Genomic DNA, 15,142 nt, shown 5'->3' with positions numbered 1-15,142 from the left:
TACGTTTTTTTAGTGCAGCAAGTGTAGCGTTTCTTGTCAGTGCCATGTTGTATATTATTTGTATGCTCTCCTTCCTCTCCTATCAAGGTGAAGGAGTGGTTAATGTTTTCACTTCCTTGACATTTATGTTGAGTTTTTATTTACTACCGTTTTGCTATGTTGGATGCTTGTTAGGAGAATTGGTCTATTCTTTTACATCCAAGATAGTAAACCGTTTTCTTGTAACGTTGATCTTTGTAGTAACGGGCATCATGTATTCATATTTGGTACATAGGTTTTTATTGCAGGGAAATTCTTTTGGATTTTATTTATGTTTGTCAGTGTTGGGGTCAACATCTTTTTACTGGGCGCATTTTATTACCGATAGAAAGACGAATATACAACTTGCAGTAATACCAGGATATGTAATTATTATGTGTTTGGTTGGATTGCTGCTTAACTTGTCCCTATTCTAAAGAGACTTTCTAAGTAAATCATTTGCTTCATGGTTATCAATACGAAGAGGCACCATCCTATTTGGTAGGAGGTGCCTCTTCGCATTATTGAGACGGGTTTAAAAGTATCCGATAGATGTTCCTCCTGCTTCGCTACTTTGCTTGTGTGAGGGATACTTCAAAGGCATCTAAAATTTCAAGAAAATGCGAAGCTTCTCTAAATACATGGTCAGCGAGCAATGGGGGGATTATGCTCTTAATTTTGCATTCCTCAATCAAATCACGAGCTGTTTTTTTGAAGTCACGCAATTGACGAACGGATACGCGATTTTGATCCACAAACTGATTCAGTAGTGGTTGCGTTTGAGACTGGGGACGCATGGAATCAAGGTCCTGAGCTTGAAACAATAATTGATCAAAATCATGGCTGAATTCTCTAGCTTGGTCCACTAGCTTTCTTTCGGAAGGATCGAGCAAATGGTTAATAAATTTCGCATGGTCAGCCATGATTCGCAGGAAAAAGACATTTTCATTAATCACCGCATCAGGTAAGGGATCAAGGTTTCCTGTATTTAATTGTTCTAATCGATTCCGAAAATAAGCAGCCTCCCTGCTCACGTGGTCGACCAACAGCGGAAAGTTGTTACCACCGATTTTGCAATGAATAATGAGTCCGAGTACTTTGCGTTTAAAAGCCCAAATATAGGAAACGGCATTGTGGACGAGTTGATTAAAGTCATAGATTCGTTGAGGGTCTACGTCAGAAGAAAAGGCAAGTGCTTGGCTTTCAATTTCTTCAAAAATGCTGTAAAAGCGATCCGCTTCTTCAATTAATTTTGTGTCTTCGCAGTTAAAGCCCAATTTGAGGAACAGGGAGTGTTCTTTCATGATGCGAGACCAAAACCGTATTTCCTCTAATGATCGATCAACAAAAACATCTGCCATGTTGTACCTCCGCATAAGGATTTGGGCGGATCAAAGCCCATTTCCACTTTTGATCATACATGATGTATGACTATGCGTTTACCCAGTTTCGTGAATGGGCATGAGCACAGAATTAAGAAATTATTGGCTTGTCCCACAAAAAAACTCCCGGTAAAGGGAGTTTTCCCATGTCAAAAACGACGCATCGAATGCATTTGCATTCTGTGGTGATGGGCTCTCATGCGATGGAAGTGTTCTCTTTCTCTAAAGGTATGATGACGCAGTCGGTCATGACGATGTTCAAAAGCTAAAGAGCGAAAACGTTCTGCCTGCCTCATATGGTGATGCATACGCTGTCTATGATGATCAATTGGATCCATAACACTACCCCCTTAACCGTTGGTACTGATAGGATATGAGGACAGCTTTCTGCTTGCTTATGCGTGAGTGGATATCGCGAAAAAGGAATGAAAAAGAGGCGTAAAGCCTCTGGCTTTCGCCCAGTTCTGAATAAGGTTAATCTTTTACTCGGTTCGCGGTCTGGTCGGGAAACAGTCTGGTGATGGCACGTCGGAAACCTCAGATAGCTTCATCAAATAGTAGCATTCTTCTCGGGACATATGGTCGGCCATGAGCGGGGAGAAAACTCCAAGCAATTCATCGCGCATCCGCATCTCTTCCAATTCATGTAAGAATACCTGAAAAAGCTTCATTTCCATTTCTGCTTGATGGTTAAAACGGCGTAGTGCCGGGAAGTTATCCAGGTTTGTTCGGAGATACCCGGCTAATTCCACCGCTTTTAGGTAAAAATGCTCGAACTGTTTGGTAAATTGTTCACTTTTACGCTGATAATCTTTTTCCACCATGTCCAAAAGGGAAGTGATGGTGGCTGCATGCCCGACCGCATCGGATAGCCACAGAAGGTGGAGCTCTACCGGGTGATTGGCAGGTGGCAAGCTTCCGGAGAGGAAGGCATGCAAGATACGTTCATACTCTTCTAGTTCATTAACCATGTGGTTTATAAACGTTGGAGGAAGACTAATCGATATTTTACTGATGAGGTGCCTTTCCAGAATGTGGAGTTTAAATTCGCGCAGCTGTTGCGTGAGTTCACTTGCTTGCTGGTTGAGTGTGTCTAGTTCATCGGAAGATAGATTCTGCCTGGCGATATCCAGTAAGTTATCAAATGACACAATAAAGTATACAGCTTTTTCAATCTCCTCCTCTTCATTCGGAGCGAGTGATTGAAAAATAAAGCGGGCATGATCGCCCAGAATCTGAAGCCAGAAACGGTGCTCAAACAACATACTTTCCTTTATAGGAGCATTCACTGGTGTTCCCTCCTTACTCCACATCAAGATATGTAAAAACGCCCAGAAGTGTGTGACGGATTGACCTTGACTCACAAATGGACATAAATGGTAAAATGCTTGTAGGAGGAGCAGCAGTAGGGGGGAGAATATGAAGAGACCAATCACAAATATACCAAAGACAGGTAGCGAACGGTTATGGGATGTAGTTGGTTGTTTATTTTTTGTGGGATCACTACTCTTTTTAGTCTTTGCATGGAATAAGCTTCCTGACGAGGTGCCTGCCCATTACGATTCCTTGGGGGAAGTAGACCGCTGGAGTTCAAAATGGGAGTTGCTTCTTTTGCCTGGGATTGGCGTCTTTATCATTTTCCTCATGCAGGTACTCGAAAAACATCCGGAGCTACATAACTACCCAGCACGCTTCTCTGAATCGAATGCCGAGCAGTTTTATTTGCACAGTCGAAAAATCGTGAACCAAATAAAAAATAGTTGCTTAATTATTTTTTCCGTAATCTTGTTGGAGTCGGTTTCCATTGCTCTAGGCTGGGGAGGCGGCTTTGGGAAGTGGTTTCTGCCGATCACGATTATTGGGATAATCGTTTTGCTTGTGATAGGAATCGTGAAACAAAAAAAGATTCAATGAGAAGAGTGAGCGAGGGGGCCTTCTAACGGAAAGGGCCTTTTCTTTGTTTTTTGCAACAAAAATCATGAGGACATATGTCCTTCCCTACCCACCTTGCCATCCTTTTTAATTAGGAACAGATCAGTGTGAGGTGAGAGGGATGAAAGGAATTATTTTTGCTATTTTGGGCGGTGTTTTCATTACCTTGCAAGGGGTAGCGAATGCAAGAATCAGTCAAGATATTGGTACTTGGCAAACCGCGACACTTACGCAGTTAACGGGCTTTCTCACGGCTTTTATACTCCTGTTGTTTTTTCGAGATGGAAAATGGCAGGCATATAGGCGAGTGAAACCGTTATATTTGACAGGTGGGGCACTCGCAGCGTTTATCATTTTTAGCAATGTTACGGCTATCCAGCATATCGGGGTAACCATGACGATTTCAGCTGTCTTGATTGCGCAGCTTAGCCTGACTTTTCTCATTGATAGCAATGGGTGGTTTGGTGTCGATAAACAAAAGATGAGGATGCCGCATTTTATTGGGATCGGGATGATGATTCTGGGTGTGCTGATACTGAGATCCTGATAGCGAGAGGGTGAAACAGAGGGATGAAGGAAATCGAAAATCGTGAGCTTTTGCAACAATATCTCCATGAGCATCAGTTAGCGTCTGTTTTTTATGAGCCTCTTCTGCCGTATTTGTCCTTGTACCAATTTGATCAAGGGGAGCTCATTTGTGCCCAGGGTGAAGCGGCCTATCACCTGTATGTTTTGGTGAAGGGAAAAGTAAAGGTTTTTACGACGTCCCCCGAAGGAAAAACGCTGATCCTATCCTTTAAAAAGCCCCTTGAAGTGATCGGAGATATTGAGTATGTAAGAGGAATTTCTTATCTAAATTCGGTAGAAGCGGCCTCGTCTGTTCAGATGATCGGGATTCATTATCGCTGGTTGAAAAAATACGGGACAGACTACGCTCCACTCCTGCAATTTTTACTGCAAATCATTACGAATAAATTTTGTGTGAAGTCCAACACATTAAGCATCAACCTTTTGTACCCAGTAGAAGTACGTTTCGCGCGTTATTTGTTGTCCGTTTCGATAGAGGAGTGGAATTCTGCTAACAGAGAACAGATCAGTACGAGCTATCTCTTGGATGCAGCGAATATGATTGGAACGAGCTACAGACATTTGAATCGGGTCATTCAACAGTTCTGCAAGGAGGGACTGATTGAGCGTGTCAATGGATACCTTCTAATCAAGGATAGGGAAGGTTTAGCTAAAATGGCGAGCGAGACTCCCAACGAATAAGGAGACAGGAGTGTCAAAATCATGGTAGTCGGGCTATTTTTCGCGTTACTGGCTGGCTTGTTGGTCAGCCTGCAAAATATTTTTAACAGGAAAGTAAGTGAACAGGCAGGAACATGGTCTACGACGACTCTTGTGCTTAGGATGGGGTTTCTGTCGTCTTTAACAATGGGTCTCATTTTTGAAGGAAGTCAGTTATTTTCACCTCAAACTATGCAGCCGTGGTACTGGTTCAGCGGCATGATCGGCGTTGGGGTGGTCTTTTGTTTGGTGCAAGGGATGAGACTGCTTGGCCCAACGTATGCCATCTCCATCGTTCTCACTGCTCAGCTCGGTTTTGCTTTATGGTCGGATTCAATCGGCTGGTTAGGGCTGATTCAAGTGCCGATTACTTTTACGCAATTGTTTGGGGTTCTGGTCATTGTGGGGGGTGTGATCGTATTTAAACTAGGCGGCGAATGGCAACAGAAACGCTCAATGAGTAAGATGTAATTTTTTTATTGACTTGATTTTGATCGTCATGATAAAATAAAAAATTTTAAATTCGATTTTTGTGTTATAATGGCTTTAGATTGCTTTGAAGGAGGTGGACGTATGTTTCAAGTTGGAGACAAGGTTTTTTATCCGATCCACGGGGCAGGCGTAATCGAGGCGATGGAGGAGAAAGAGTTTTTGGGTGAAAAACACCTCTATTATGTGCTCAATATGTCGCTGAAAGAGTTAAACATCATGGTCCCGGTTGAAAAGATGTCCGCTCTTGGTATCAGAAAGGTGGTCGAAGCCGACATTCTAGAGAATGTTTTGGCCGCCATGCTAGAGGGGCAACGCGACACCGCCTTGAATGCAGCACAGCGCTACAAGCTTCATACAGAAAAAATGAAGAGTGGCGATATTTACGAGCAATCTGAGGTCATTCGCGATTTGGTTGGTATGAGTAAAGAAAAAGTATTGGGAACGAGTGACAAAGTGATGCTGGATAATGCGCAGCAGCTCCTCATTAGTGAGATTGAATTGGTAAAAGACGTAGATACAGAACAGGCAACAGAAATGCTAAAGCAAGCTGTATGCCCAGAAGAAATGTCTGAAATTGTCCCATAAATATTGTCTATACAAGGGAAGTAAGGGGGAGTGATTGTTACTGCAATCGCCCCCTTTTTTGTTTGTCTGTTAGAACAACAAGCCGCGATCCAGGGAAAATTCTTGGCGACTGGCAAACTGGTGATAACCAGCACGTAAAAAGGCTTTGGCCATTGGCGTGTTTTTTACATCGGTATCTGCGCGGATGTATGTTTCGCCTGCTTGTACAAGAACGTCTGTGGCTTGCTTCAGCAATTGATCAATATAGCCGTGCCCTCTTTGCTCGGGGAGAACACCGATGTATCCAATCGTAGCAAAGGTAGGGCTGACTGTAGGCATCAAAAATCCAATGAGCTCATTTTTTTCAGTATAGGCAAGCTGCCACCATTCCGGTTCGTATTTCATTTGTTGCAAATCTTGGAACATTTCCTGCGCTTGGACTTGAGGGCCTTTTTCCAAGCGCTGTTCTGTTATTTCTTGATCGTGGGTGAATTGCGAGACACGCAGGATGGCATCCACAAATGCAGCCTCACCGACCTCAGGAAGACTGCTCAGGAAGACTGCGGTACAAGATCAGATCATGCGTTCCTTTTGACGGTATACCAGTTCTCTCGTTCGAAGCCTGCCATTCGAATCGGTTTGTTTCCCGGCTAATCCGAAAGCCGAGCGCTTCCAGAACATTTCTTTGCTCTTGGTGATTCGTTTGCCATTGGGGAGAGGAGGAAGGGGAATCCAGAACATAGCCGATTTTCTCCGATAGATTCCCAGCCATAAGTGTAAAGACTTCGCGTAAAAAATGAGCTCCGAGCGAAGGACATTCTGTTTCTTTCCATGGAAGCTCCCACAAAACCAAATCAGTCGCTTGCTTACTGCCAGGCAATGTCCAGAAGGCAAGACGACCAGTGATCTCACCCTGTACCTCCAGAACGAAGCACCAGTCTTGACGCATGGCTCCTTGTGTAAACATTTTATCGAGATAAGCAGCGATATCATCCCGAACGGAAGCAGGGTGATCCGGGAAGGCCAGAAATGCAGGTAAATCCTCCGAGTCGATACGGCGAACAGTGATCATGCAAGGCATCTCTCCTTTGTAACTACCCATATTTATTTTGTTAGTTACAAATGAATTTTACCAAAATGTTCTGTAAATCGTCAATCTTGGTCTATGTAGGAAAAGAGGAAGGGGAGGAGCAAACTGCCCGCTCCCTCGTTTGCTCCTGTGCTATTCAATCAACACGCCCCGCGACCTGCCTATGATGCGGATGGCCCGATTCCACAGCAGCTGGAGCTTTTTTCTCAGCAGGGGTCGCACATATAGATCAGGGCTTTTCAGATAGGAACGCATGGGGATGACACGAAAGCATATACGTCCTTGACTTACATATCGTTGCGAAAAGGTCGGGATGACTGAGATTTGCTCGAGTGAAATCTGATTCCTCTCATCTTTTTCGACAGTAAATCGCAGGATTGCCCCGCACTGGGATTGATCAAACGAAAGCATTTTCTCTGATGTAAAATTGCCCAAAGAATACGCGACTAATGTTTGTCTCTTTGTCCCGTGAGGAGTCATGATACTTGGAGTGACAACAGGCTGCAGAACATGTGGGTGAGCCCCGAGGATGACATCAGCACCATTGTCGAGCAGGCTTTGTACGAGCTGCCGCTGGCGCGTCGTCGGTGTATAGCGGAATTCAATCCCAAAGTGAAGGGAGATGATCACGACATCGACCAGAGGACGAACTTTTCTCAGGTCGGATAATATCGTGTCAAGATGAAGAAGTCGGACGATCCATGGTGTATGAGCGGGGATCACCTGCTTGTTTGTCCCGTAGGTATAAGCAAGCATGGCGATGCGAATGCCGTTTACCTCCTTGATCAGGTAGGTATTTGCCTCGTCGGGGCTTCGATAGGTTCCGGTATGAGCAAGCTTGTATCGATCCAAAACATCAAGGGTTCGGCATAGTCCGGTTACTCCGCCATCCAGACAGTGGTTATTCACTGTAGTCAATACGTCAAATCCAGATGTTTTCAAGTCCCGAGCCAATTCATCTGGACAGTTGAAGCGAGGGTAACCGGTTCGTGCCGAGCCGATTTGATAGGGCTGTGTTTTCCCGGAAAAAGTGGTTTCTAAATTGCCAATCGTGAGATCCGCCGCTGAGAGAATCGGTGCCACGGGATGAAACATATCGGTAAAAGAGAATTGATCTGTACCAGGCAATCTGGCAGTTGCCACCTGCTCTTTCCACATCAGGATGTCGCCTACAGCGGCGATCGTAGCCTTCTTTTTCATGCGCTTCACCTCCCCTTCTACTCTATTCCAGAAGTCGTCCTTCTGATTTGGATAGTAGCGGAACGTTTTTATAGATAATGGTCTATACAGGCTGTCTATGCCGTTCATACAATAGGAAAGCTGATCGTGAGAAGAAGAACGAGGCAAAGGGGTGATGCCCGTGAAAAAGAAGAGAAGAGCAGCTGTACCTGTAAAGACGCTGATTCTCGACAAGCCGGTTATCGCTGTGACAGGAAGCGCAGGGAAGACCACGACAAAGGAAATGATCTACAGTATCTTAAATCTACGCATGCCCACATATAAATCGATGTATAACAAGAACTTCCTGGGAAATACAAGAGCGCATACCAAAAGAATTCGGGACGAGCACAAAGCCGCAGTGCTTGAGTATGGAATTTATCGAAGCGGTCATTTGCGACAGCATTGCAAAATCATCCAGCCGTCTATGGGAGTCATCACGAATATTGGCACGGCTCACATCGGAAATTTTGGCGGTGATGCCAAGCAGCTGGCGTTAGCAAAAACGGAGTTAATTCGTCATATGAAACCCACGGGAACCGTTTTTCTGAATAGAGATTGTCCCTATTCTCGCGAGTTTGTTCAACAGCCTTACTTGGGGTCGTTCACGGGAAAAATCGTGACATTTGGCAAAGAGCAGGAGGCGGACTATAAGGCGGGGCGAACGAAAATAGAAGGCAATGGGTTTCGATTCGAATGTTCTTTGCGTGGAGAAAAGGAGTCATTTTTTGTTCCTATTCCTGGCGAGCATAATTTATACAACGCGTTAGCTGCTATTGCAGTCGCTCATACGATGGGGATTCCCGTCGATGACATTCGTCGCGGGTTAAGCCAGTTTCGCGGACAGAGAAAACGCCTTACCAGTTATCGACTCGCAAATAACATTCAGGTGCTGGATGATACCTTCAGCTCGAATCCCGATGCGGCCAAGGCAGCGATTGATGTGTTAAGCCAGGTCGGGCATACCACAAAGATCGCCGTGCTCGCCAGTATGCTAGAAATGGGAAGATACGACGTGAAAGGTCATGAGGATGTCGGGATATATTTGAGTCAAAAAAATGTAGACTACTTATATACGCTGGGAAATAGTGCGAGGTATATTGCAAGAGCAGCGATTCGCTCCGGATTTCCGGCAAATCGGGTGAGGCATTGCTTGAGTAAGGCAGGCTTGCATCGGCGTCTAGCAAAACAGCTGAAACCAGATACAGCCTTTCTCGTAAAAGGATCGAATCGGTTGAAAATGGGAGAGACTGTACAATTTTTGTGCAGGGTAACTGCCAATCTAGGTGCTCGGAATGGATGAAAGAGTGGGGGCGCCTGCGGATTTATATACAGGCTATTGCGGAAAAAATAGGTGAATGACGGCGGGCAAACGCACATACCATCTGTGCGTTTGCTGCATTTCCTATAGGGAGACTAGTAGGAGGTGACACGTCATGTCATATCAATTTCCCCCTGGCGGCCGAGATGGTTCCCCAGGTTTTCCAGACTCCCCTGGTTCCCCCGGTTCACCGGGAGGTTTCCCCCCGCCACCACCAGGTCCTCCACCCAGCAGGACGCCAAGTGCACCAGGAGCCAGAGGCTATGGGGGAACACGCCGGATTGATGCTGGAGGATTCTATCCCTGCTTATATCGCTACACGTACGTATGGTTGCGAAATGGTCGTTCTTTCTGGTTTTACCCCGTCTATGTCAGTCGTAACTCTGTATCTGGATACCGATGGACTGGATATCGTTGGGAGTATTACGGGACAGACTTGCATCGAATCGCTTATTTTACTTGCTAACCAAATTTACAAGAAAAACGGCCATTCCTTGGGAGGATGGCCGCTTTATTTTGTGTTCTTATTTTATTGAAAGTGAAAAATCCTTATGATCATGAATTTCTCCCTTTTCCACATGGACCTTGACTGTATAATCCCCAGCAGTAGGGAACTGTACGTTGCCGTCATACTGACCAGCTGCAGTTTCCGTTGCATCGACGAAGCTATGCTTTTGGTCAGTTCCCCTCCAGAACTCGAACTTGACTGTCGCTTTGTCCAACGCTTTGTTGTCCTTCATGAGATGAACAGTGAGGGCAGTTGGTGTTGCTACTTTGATATTGTCGGCTGGGGAGAAATGATAATCTACCGTTTCGGCATTCGCGTGGCCTGTCGCTCCATGATCGTGTGAAGGATTTGCACCAGCTTCTGGCACGGGCGTCGCCCCAGGCCCAGAAGTTTCACCTGCTTTGTTCGTTACGGTAAAAGGTGTCTTCTGCATATTATGGAAATCTCGTGCCGTTACATGGTAGTAGACAAAATAAGAACCTGGCTCGTTAATGGTTTGTTGGGCCGTGTAGACACCGTCTCCTTGCAGCGAAGCCGGAATCGTTTCATGCTTTTCTTGTCCATCTTTCCACCATTCGAATTTCACTTCCTTGGCATCATCTACGGGTTGGCCGTCTTGTGTCACTTTAACAGAGAAGGTAACGGTGTCGCCCGCTACAAGCTCCTTTGGTTCCAAAGTAAAGGCAGCCTTAACGGGAGCCCCGGGTTGAAAAGCTTGTTGCTCGTTCTCTTTTCCACAAGCAGCTAAGAGGAGTAGAAGCATGGATAAGAGCAGAATCATCGTACGTTTCATGTTGGATTACCCTTCCTTTTTCAATTTCAACAGTTCCTGATAAATTTGATCGGGATCGAAATCGTCACCCATGCCGAATTTTTGAATGACAGCATTGTTATCATCCACGAGATACGTACTCGATGTATGGGAGATAAATCCATCATCCATCTTATTGGCAAAAAAGCCAAGCGAATTTGTAACCGTTTTGATCGTTTCGTCATCACCCCGAAGCAGGGTCCAACCGTGCTCTTGAATCCCCAACTGCTTGCCATAGTAGCGCATGACATCAGGAGTGTCGTTTTGCGGATCAATCGTGATGGTCAAAAACTCAACGTCTTGCCCCATCAGATTTGCTTCGAGCAAGCGCTTTTGCAGCTGAACCATTTTGATGGTTGTCGTGGGACAAATATCCGGGCAACGCGTATAAATTAGCTCCACCAAGCGAAAGGTTTTCTTTTGCGGTGCTAGCGAATAGGGTTGTCCATCGATGGTTTGCAGTGTTACATCCGGCAATTTTGCCTGGGCGTTTTTTGGCCCGAACCAAACCCAAGAAGCGACAAGAGCAACAAGGACGAGGACGGGTAACAACAAGAGCAACCGTCTGATTCGGATAGCGGTAGCAGGGGCGATATTCACGTGTGAGTAGCGCCTCCTTTCTCATTCTTTTTGGCTATGGCGTTATGAGGCCGTCCTCTTCCTGATTCTTTTCTTTTCGGTACCAGGTAGAGAAAATGTAAGCCAGGACAACTCCGTACGTCAGCTCCTGCATGAGCTTCATTACTATTCCGCCGAGTCGTTGATCATCCAGAGGGAGAAGGGGAACGGCGAACATCGATTTGTCGATCGGCGCTGAAAAGAATGGAGCGCAGAGCATGGAAGGACCGTCTACATATGTCGTATACAAAGGGGTTGCTGAAAAAATAATCAGTGCACAAGCAGGTGTAATCAAAACGCCGTTAGCAAAGATGTAGGCAAGCTTTTGCAGTTCTGACAGACGGTGAATTTCCGGTATCGGTGCGATAACAGGCATCCACATCAAAATCGCAGTCACCAGCAGCAGTAAATGAATCAAATTATGTAGGGCCAGGTTGTTCATTGCCAAGTCTAAAATAACAGGCATATGGTAAAACGAGAACAGGGCATTGAACATGAGAATAGCAGGGATCGGATGACTCGCTATTCGCATGAAAAGCTTGAGCCCTCGGCGATAGAACAGGGAGCGAATCAACCATGACGGGGTACCTGCCAAGAGCAGCAAGGGCATGACGAGATAAAGCAATGATTGCTGTAGCATGTGGGCGCTAAACAAAAAATGCCCAGCTACGTTCAAGGGACTCCCCAAACTAAAGTAAAAACCAAGTAAGCCGAGAGTGAAAAAGGTCTTTTGCTTGCGTGTGACAGGTGTGGAATCTTGAAAGGTTTGGCGTAATGGTCCAGTCAGCGAGAAATAAGCCAGACCAATCAAGAAAGTCAATAGAATCAGTTCTGGATTCCATGTCGCCCGAAAGCCAAAGGTTTCAGTGAAATAGGTGAGGGTCATTCGATTACCTCCGTTTTCAAGGATTATCCCCAGTACCCATTATAGGCAAATAACTGGAAAAGCCTAATGACTCGTTCGGGCTATTTCTTCCAAGGGAACGGAATTCTTCACATATTTGTCACGTATGTCCAATATGAAAAGAGCCTCCCGCAAATCGAGGGAGGCTACCACACGTTATGATTTTTTCTGTTCTTCCAACCAAGTTTTCCATTCGCTCGCTTCGCGTCCACCGACGAGTCGCGCCACTTCCTTGCCGCCCTTGTAATGAACGAGGGTCGGAGTGAATTCGATGTTGTATTCACCATAGCTGGCGTTAAATTCCAGCAAATTGAGCTTTTTCATATCGATGTCCAAGCTTTTCACGATCGGCACTAGGACGGGGGTAGTTGCTTTGCAATGCTCACAAACCGGGCTGTAAAAGTAAACAAACGCGTCCTCCTGATTATCGAGCTTACCTTTAAGCTCATTAGGCATAATGAGATTATCATATAGTGGGTCACTCAATTGTTCGAGAGTAGCGGGGTGCAAATTGGCTTTACCATAAGGGTTTCCTTCCACAAGCTGACGGTTCGAAATGTCAGCGTACACAATCGCACCGATCAGGAGCGCAGCCACAAGGATGGATAGAGCGATGACTTTCTTCATGAATCATTTCTCCTTTGCATTTTTTATAACGATGACAAGCAGGATGCTGATCAAGGTGAAGGCAATGAGAGCAAGGAACGGAATTGTAATAAACCCTAGCCAGTTAATATAGTCCGTGTTGCATGGCACAATGCCGCAAGCGCTGCCGAGATCTTGAAGGGCAGGTATTTTTTGAATCGAGTAATGATACAGCGATGTGAGTCCTCCGATAATGGAGAGAATCAAGGCGTACGACGCGATCTTGTCGTCTTTCTTTGCGGAGGCAACCCCCAGTAAGATGACGAGCGGGTACATCAAGATTCGCTGGTACCAGCACAGGTCACACGGTATGTACTTTAACACCTCTGAAAAAAACAAACTGCCTCCTGTTGCGATGAGGGAGACTCCCCATGCGGCAAACATGGCTTGTTCCACGATTTGCTGACGTTTCATATAAACACCTCGTCCATATCTTAACATATTACAAATCGAAAGTAGATTATAAAAAGTAATAATTTGTTGAAAGTATGGGCTTGTCTCCTGCATCATACTGGCTGCACTACCCGATGCGCTTGCAGCAGGTAGAAACCAGTGCGAAAGATCTCCGTTTTCCCGACCATAATCAGTAGACCCGTACGTGTGGAGAGGATTGCCTTTCCCGAATCGGTACGAAAGTGGTTTGTAGCGAAGGCCATTCGACGAGCATGACGCCTCGCCAATATCCCGCGCCACCATCAATGCCGACCATATTGTCTCTGCGCCAAGGACCGCTGCCATCGTATTGAGGCAATCCTGGAACAGGGGTATGGCCAAAGATGACTGGGAGTTCTCCATCATAATTCAGGTAGAAAGGCTCGCGAATCCATAATAAATCATGCGGATTTTGTTCCTGCAAGGGGACGCCGGGTCGAATGCCTGCGTGTACCAAAAGTGCAGCTGGAGCTCCTGTTCGCGGATCGGCTGGCAGCTCTATATACAAAGGAAGAGACGACAAGGCTGGCAAAATTGCCGGGTAGCGAGAAAGGATAAATTGCCGTGCTTCTTCTTGTTCCTGCAAAGAAGGCACCCGATTAAGAAAAGCTCGCCGAAGCGGGTGATTCTCTAAGAAAGAACGAATGGTGGCATCGCCGCCGTTGTACCGCAGGTATAACTCCGGATTGCCGTTGCCGGATAGCCAATCTACAAGCATTTGCTCGTGGTTGCCTTTTATGAGATAGATTTGGTTCGGATACGTCTGCCGAAGAGCGAGTAAATCGAGCAATACTTCTTTTGATTCAGGTCCTCGGTCGATCATGTCCCCCAATACGAACAGACGATCACCAGCTTGGGGGGAGAAGGAAACGTGCCGTAGCGCCTTTTGAAAAGCCTGATTCTGACCATGTATGTCCGAGACCAAATAAGTAGCCAAACAAGATCACCCTCCTCGATTGCCCGTTTTGCCTATTAGTAGGATATGTTTGTGCAAAGTGGAGGGTGAAAGGGTGTGTCTCTTTCCCAGGTGTATAAATGGGTGCACATCTTTTGTGAATGGGAATAAAGATGCATAATGAGTCAAATACCCATACGGTGGGAGGATCAAACAAAAGATGGCTACTTCCTATCGCGACTATACATCGCCAAATACGCAGTTCACGTACGATATGAGAAATAATCTATTTTTCAAAAAGGACGATCGGAATTTCATCGATGCCTTGGGGATCGCCCAATTAAATACATTGGGCAACAGTTCGCTGCTAGATATTTTCCTGACAACCGGAAATGTTGTCGAGCCACACATTCATCAAAATGCAGCAGAACTGGTGTATTGCATCGCTGGTGAGGCCATTGTGTCCTTGATCAATCCTTTTACCAATCAATTGCTCAACTACCATATAAAACCGAGACAAGTTGCCAATATCCCGCAGGGCTGGTGGCATTATGAAATGGCCTTGACAGACGATACGCATCTACTCGCTATTTTTGATGCGCCTGTACCTGAGGTGATCTTTGGCTCCGATATATTACGATTGACTCCTGCGAGTGTGTGGGCACATACGTATTGTTTAGACGAAGCAAAGGTACAAGAAACATTTGCGCCTCTTACCCAAACAGTTGTGATTGGTCCGCCAGTAGGATGTCAGCAGCAGGGGCCGTTGCCAGAGAGAGCTGCTTCAAGCCAGTACCCGTACTATGGTTACTCGAGTCATTTGCCAGACAGTTACGGTTATTACGATACCAACTACATGCAGCAGGGGGGGTATGGACAGCACCCAGTCTATCAACAGCAGACCAGTTATCCGCAATATGGCACGAATCCCTCCCATATCGGATATCCGCCACAGCCCGTTTATCCATCCTATTAAAGAGAAAGAAAAATCGTGTTCTGATGGGCAGGTCTCCTAAATCTGGTAT

At 45.8% G+C, this 15,142-nt stretch carries 20 protein-coding genes; 9 read left to right on the top strand and 11 right to left on the bottom strand.

What is annotated here, in order from left to right; translation table 11 throughout:
- Positions 1 to 587 precede the first annotated feature (587 nt).
- Entirely contained in the window at positions 588 to 1,379 is a 792-nt protein-coding gene (locus tag HP401_RS07970) for a DUF2935 domain-containing protein (RefSeq protein ID WP_173604664.1), read from the bottom strand.
- A gap of 167 nt (positions 1,380 to 1,546) precedes the next feature.
- Here HP401_RS07970 and HP401_RS30140 point away from each other — a divergent pair, with 167 nt between their 5' ends.
- On the top strand, positions 1,547 to 1,669 hold the full coding sequence (locus tag HP401_RS30140) for a hypothetical protein (protein ID WP_256435350.1): 123 nt from the start codon (positions 1,547 to 1,549) through the stop codon (positions 1,667 to 1,669).
- 213 nt (positions 1,670 to 1,882) lie between these two features.
- Here HP401_RS30140 and HP401_RS07965 read toward each other — a convergent pair whose 3' ends face one another.
- Positions 1,883 to 2,689 carry a DUF2935 domain-containing protein gene (locus HP401_RS07965; RefSeq protein WP_173604663.1) on the bottom strand — a complete coding sequence of 269 codons (807 nt, stop codon included), beginning with the start codon at positions 2,687 to 2,689 and terminating at the stop codon, positions 1,883 to 1,885.
- 130 nt (positions 2,690 to 2,819) lie between these two features.
- Between HP401_RS07965 and HP401_RS07960 the strand changes: the two genes are divergently transcribed.
- From HP401_RS07960 to HP401_RS07940, 5 genes are all read left to right on the top strand, one after another.
- Entirely contained in the window at positions 2,820 to 3,314 is a 495-nt protein-coding gene (locus HP401_RS07960; RefSeq protein WP_173604662.1) for a DUF1648 domain-containing protein, read from the top strand.
- A 139-nt stretch (positions 3,315 to 3,453) separates the two neighbouring features.
- Entirely contained in the window at positions 3,454 to 3,879 is a 426-nt protein-coding gene (locus HP401_RS07955) for a DMT family transporter (protein WP_173604661.1), read from the top strand.
- Between the two features lie 23 nt (positions 3,880 to 3,902).
- Positions 3,903 to 4,601 carry a Crp/Fnr family transcriptional regulator gene (locus HP401_RS07950; protein ID WP_173604660.1) on the top strand — a complete coding sequence of 233 codons (699 nt, stop codon included), beginning with the start codon at positions 3,903 to 3,905 and terminating at the stop codon, positions 4,599 to 4,601.
- Between the two features lie 21 nt (positions 4,602 to 4,622).
- Entirely contained in the window at positions 4,623 to 5,090 is a 468-nt protein-coding gene (locus tag HP401_RS07945) for a DMT family transporter (protein ID WP_173604659.1), read from the top strand.
- A 102-nt stretch (positions 5,091 to 5,192) separates the two neighbouring features.
- Positions 5,193 to 5,696, top strand: a complete 504-nt coding sequence (locus tag HP401_RS07940) for a CarD family transcriptional regulator (RefSeq protein ID WP_173604658.1) — start codon at positions 5,193 to 5,195, stop codon at positions 5,694 to 5,696.
- A 69-nt stretch (positions 5,697 to 5,765) separates the two neighbouring features.
- Here HP401_RS07940 and HP401_RS29835 read toward each other — a convergent pair whose 3' ends face one another.
- The 3 genes from HP401_RS29835 to HP401_RS07930 form a co-directional block, all read right to left on the bottom strand.
- Positions 5,766 to 6,194: a GNAT family N-acetyltransferase gene (locus HP401_RS29835; RefSeq protein WP_309145115.1), complete on the bottom strand. Its 429-nt coding sequence runs from the start codon at positions 6,192 to 6,194 to the stop codon at positions 5,766 to 5,768.
- Positions 6,195 to 6,213: 19 nt separating this feature from the next.
- Positions 6,214 to 6,747 (bottom strand): hypothetical protein, encoded by a 534-nt coding sequence (locus tag HP401_RS29830; protein ID WP_254457025.1) that lies wholly within the window; start codon positions 6,745 to 6,747, stop codon positions 6,214 to 6,216.
- A 150-nt stretch (positions 6,748 to 6,897) separates the two neighbouring features.
- Positions 6,898 to 7,965 carry a CapA family protein gene (locus tag HP401_RS07930; RefSeq protein ID WP_254457024.1) on the bottom strand — a complete coding sequence of 356 codons (1,068 nt, stop codon included), beginning with the start codon at positions 7,963 to 7,965 and terminating at the stop codon, positions 6,898 to 6,900.
- A 154-nt stretch (positions 7,966 to 8,119) separates the two neighbouring features.
- Between HP401_RS07930 and HP401_RS07925 the strand changes: the two genes are divergently transcribed.
- Positions 8,120 to 9,286: a UDP-N-acetylmuramoyl-tripeptide--D-alanyl-D-alanine ligase gene (locus tag HP401_RS07925; protein WP_087349568.1), complete on the top strand. Its 1,167-nt coding sequence runs from the start codon at positions 8,120 to 8,122 to the stop codon at positions 9,284 to 9,286.
- A 281-nt stretch (positions 9,287 to 9,567) separates the two neighbouring features.
- A complete protein-coding gene (locus HP401_RS07920; RefSeq protein WP_173604656.1) occupies positions 9,568 to 9,840 on the top strand; it encodes a hypothetical protein in 273 nt (90 codons plus the stop codon).
- Here HP401_RS07920 and HP401_RS07915 read toward each other — a convergent pair.
- The 6 genes from HP401_RS07915 to HP401_RS07890 all read right to left on the bottom strand — a co-directional run bounded on the left by HP401_RS07915 (position 9,829) and on the right by HP401_RS07890 (position 14,159).
- The gene (locus HP401_RS07915; protein ID WP_173604655.1) at positions 9,829 to 10,605 is read right to left on the bottom strand and encodes a FixH family protein; all 777 of its coding nucleotides are present in this window, start codon (positions 10,603 to 10,605) and stop codon (positions 9,829 to 9,831) included. The genes HP401_RS07920 and HP401_RS07915 overlap by 12 nt on opposite strands.
- A gap of 6 nt (positions 10,606 to 10,611) precedes the next feature.
- Positions 10,612 to 11,223: an SCO family protein gene (locus HP401_RS07910; protein ID WP_012685675.1), complete on the bottom strand. Its 612-nt coding sequence runs from the start codon at positions 11,221 to 11,223 to the stop codon at positions 10,612 to 10,614.
- 34 nt (positions 11,224 to 11,257) lie between these two features.
- The gene (ctaG, locus tag HP401_RS07905; RefSeq protein WP_012685676.1) at positions 11,258 to 12,127 is read right to left on the bottom strand and encodes a cytochrome c oxidase assembly factor CtaG; all 870 of its coding nucleotides are present in this window, start codon (positions 12,125 to 12,127) and stop codon (positions 11,258 to 11,260) included.
- A gap of 174 nt (positions 12,128 to 12,301) precedes the next feature.
- Positions 12,302 to 12,772, bottom strand: coding sequence for a thioredoxin family protein (locus tag HP401_RS07900; RefSeq protein WP_173604654.1), 471 nt, complete (start codon positions 12,770 to 12,772; stop codon positions 12,302 to 12,304).
- A 3-nt stretch (positions 12,773 to 12,775) separates the two neighbouring features.
- Positions 12,776 to 13,204 (bottom strand): disulfide oxidoreductase, encoded by a 429-nt coding sequence (locus HP401_RS07895; RefSeq protein ID WP_142495733.1) that lies wholly within the window; start codon positions 13,202 to 13,204, stop codon positions 12,776 to 12,778.
- Between the two features lie 169 nt (positions 13,205 to 13,373).
- The gene (locus tag HP401_RS07890) at positions 13,374 to 14,159 is read right to left on the bottom strand and encodes a metallophosphoesterase family protein (protein WP_173604653.1); all 786 of its coding nucleotides are present in this window, start codon (positions 14,157 to 14,159) and stop codon (positions 13,374 to 13,376) included.
- Positions 14,160 to 14,337: 178 nt separating this feature from the next.
- On the opposite strand from HP401_RS07890, the gene HP401_RS07885 reads away from it, so the two are divergent.
- The gene (locus tag HP401_RS07885) at positions 14,338 to 15,093 is read left to right on the top strand and encodes a cupin domain-containing protein (RefSeq protein ID WP_173604652.1); all 756 of its coding nucleotides are present in this window, start codon (positions 14,338 to 14,340) and stop codon (positions 15,091 to 15,093) included.
- Positions 15,094 to 15,142 lie beyond the last annotated feature (49 nt).

Origin of the sequence: Brevibacillus sp. HB2.2 (assembly GCF_013284275.1) — a bacterium.
Lineage (GTDB): Bacteria > Bacillota > Bacilli > Brevibacillales > Brevibacillaceae > Brevibacillus > Brevibacillus brevis_D.
Note: the sequence above shows the minus strand (reverse complement) of the source record. Positions and strands in the feature narration are given on the sequence as shown.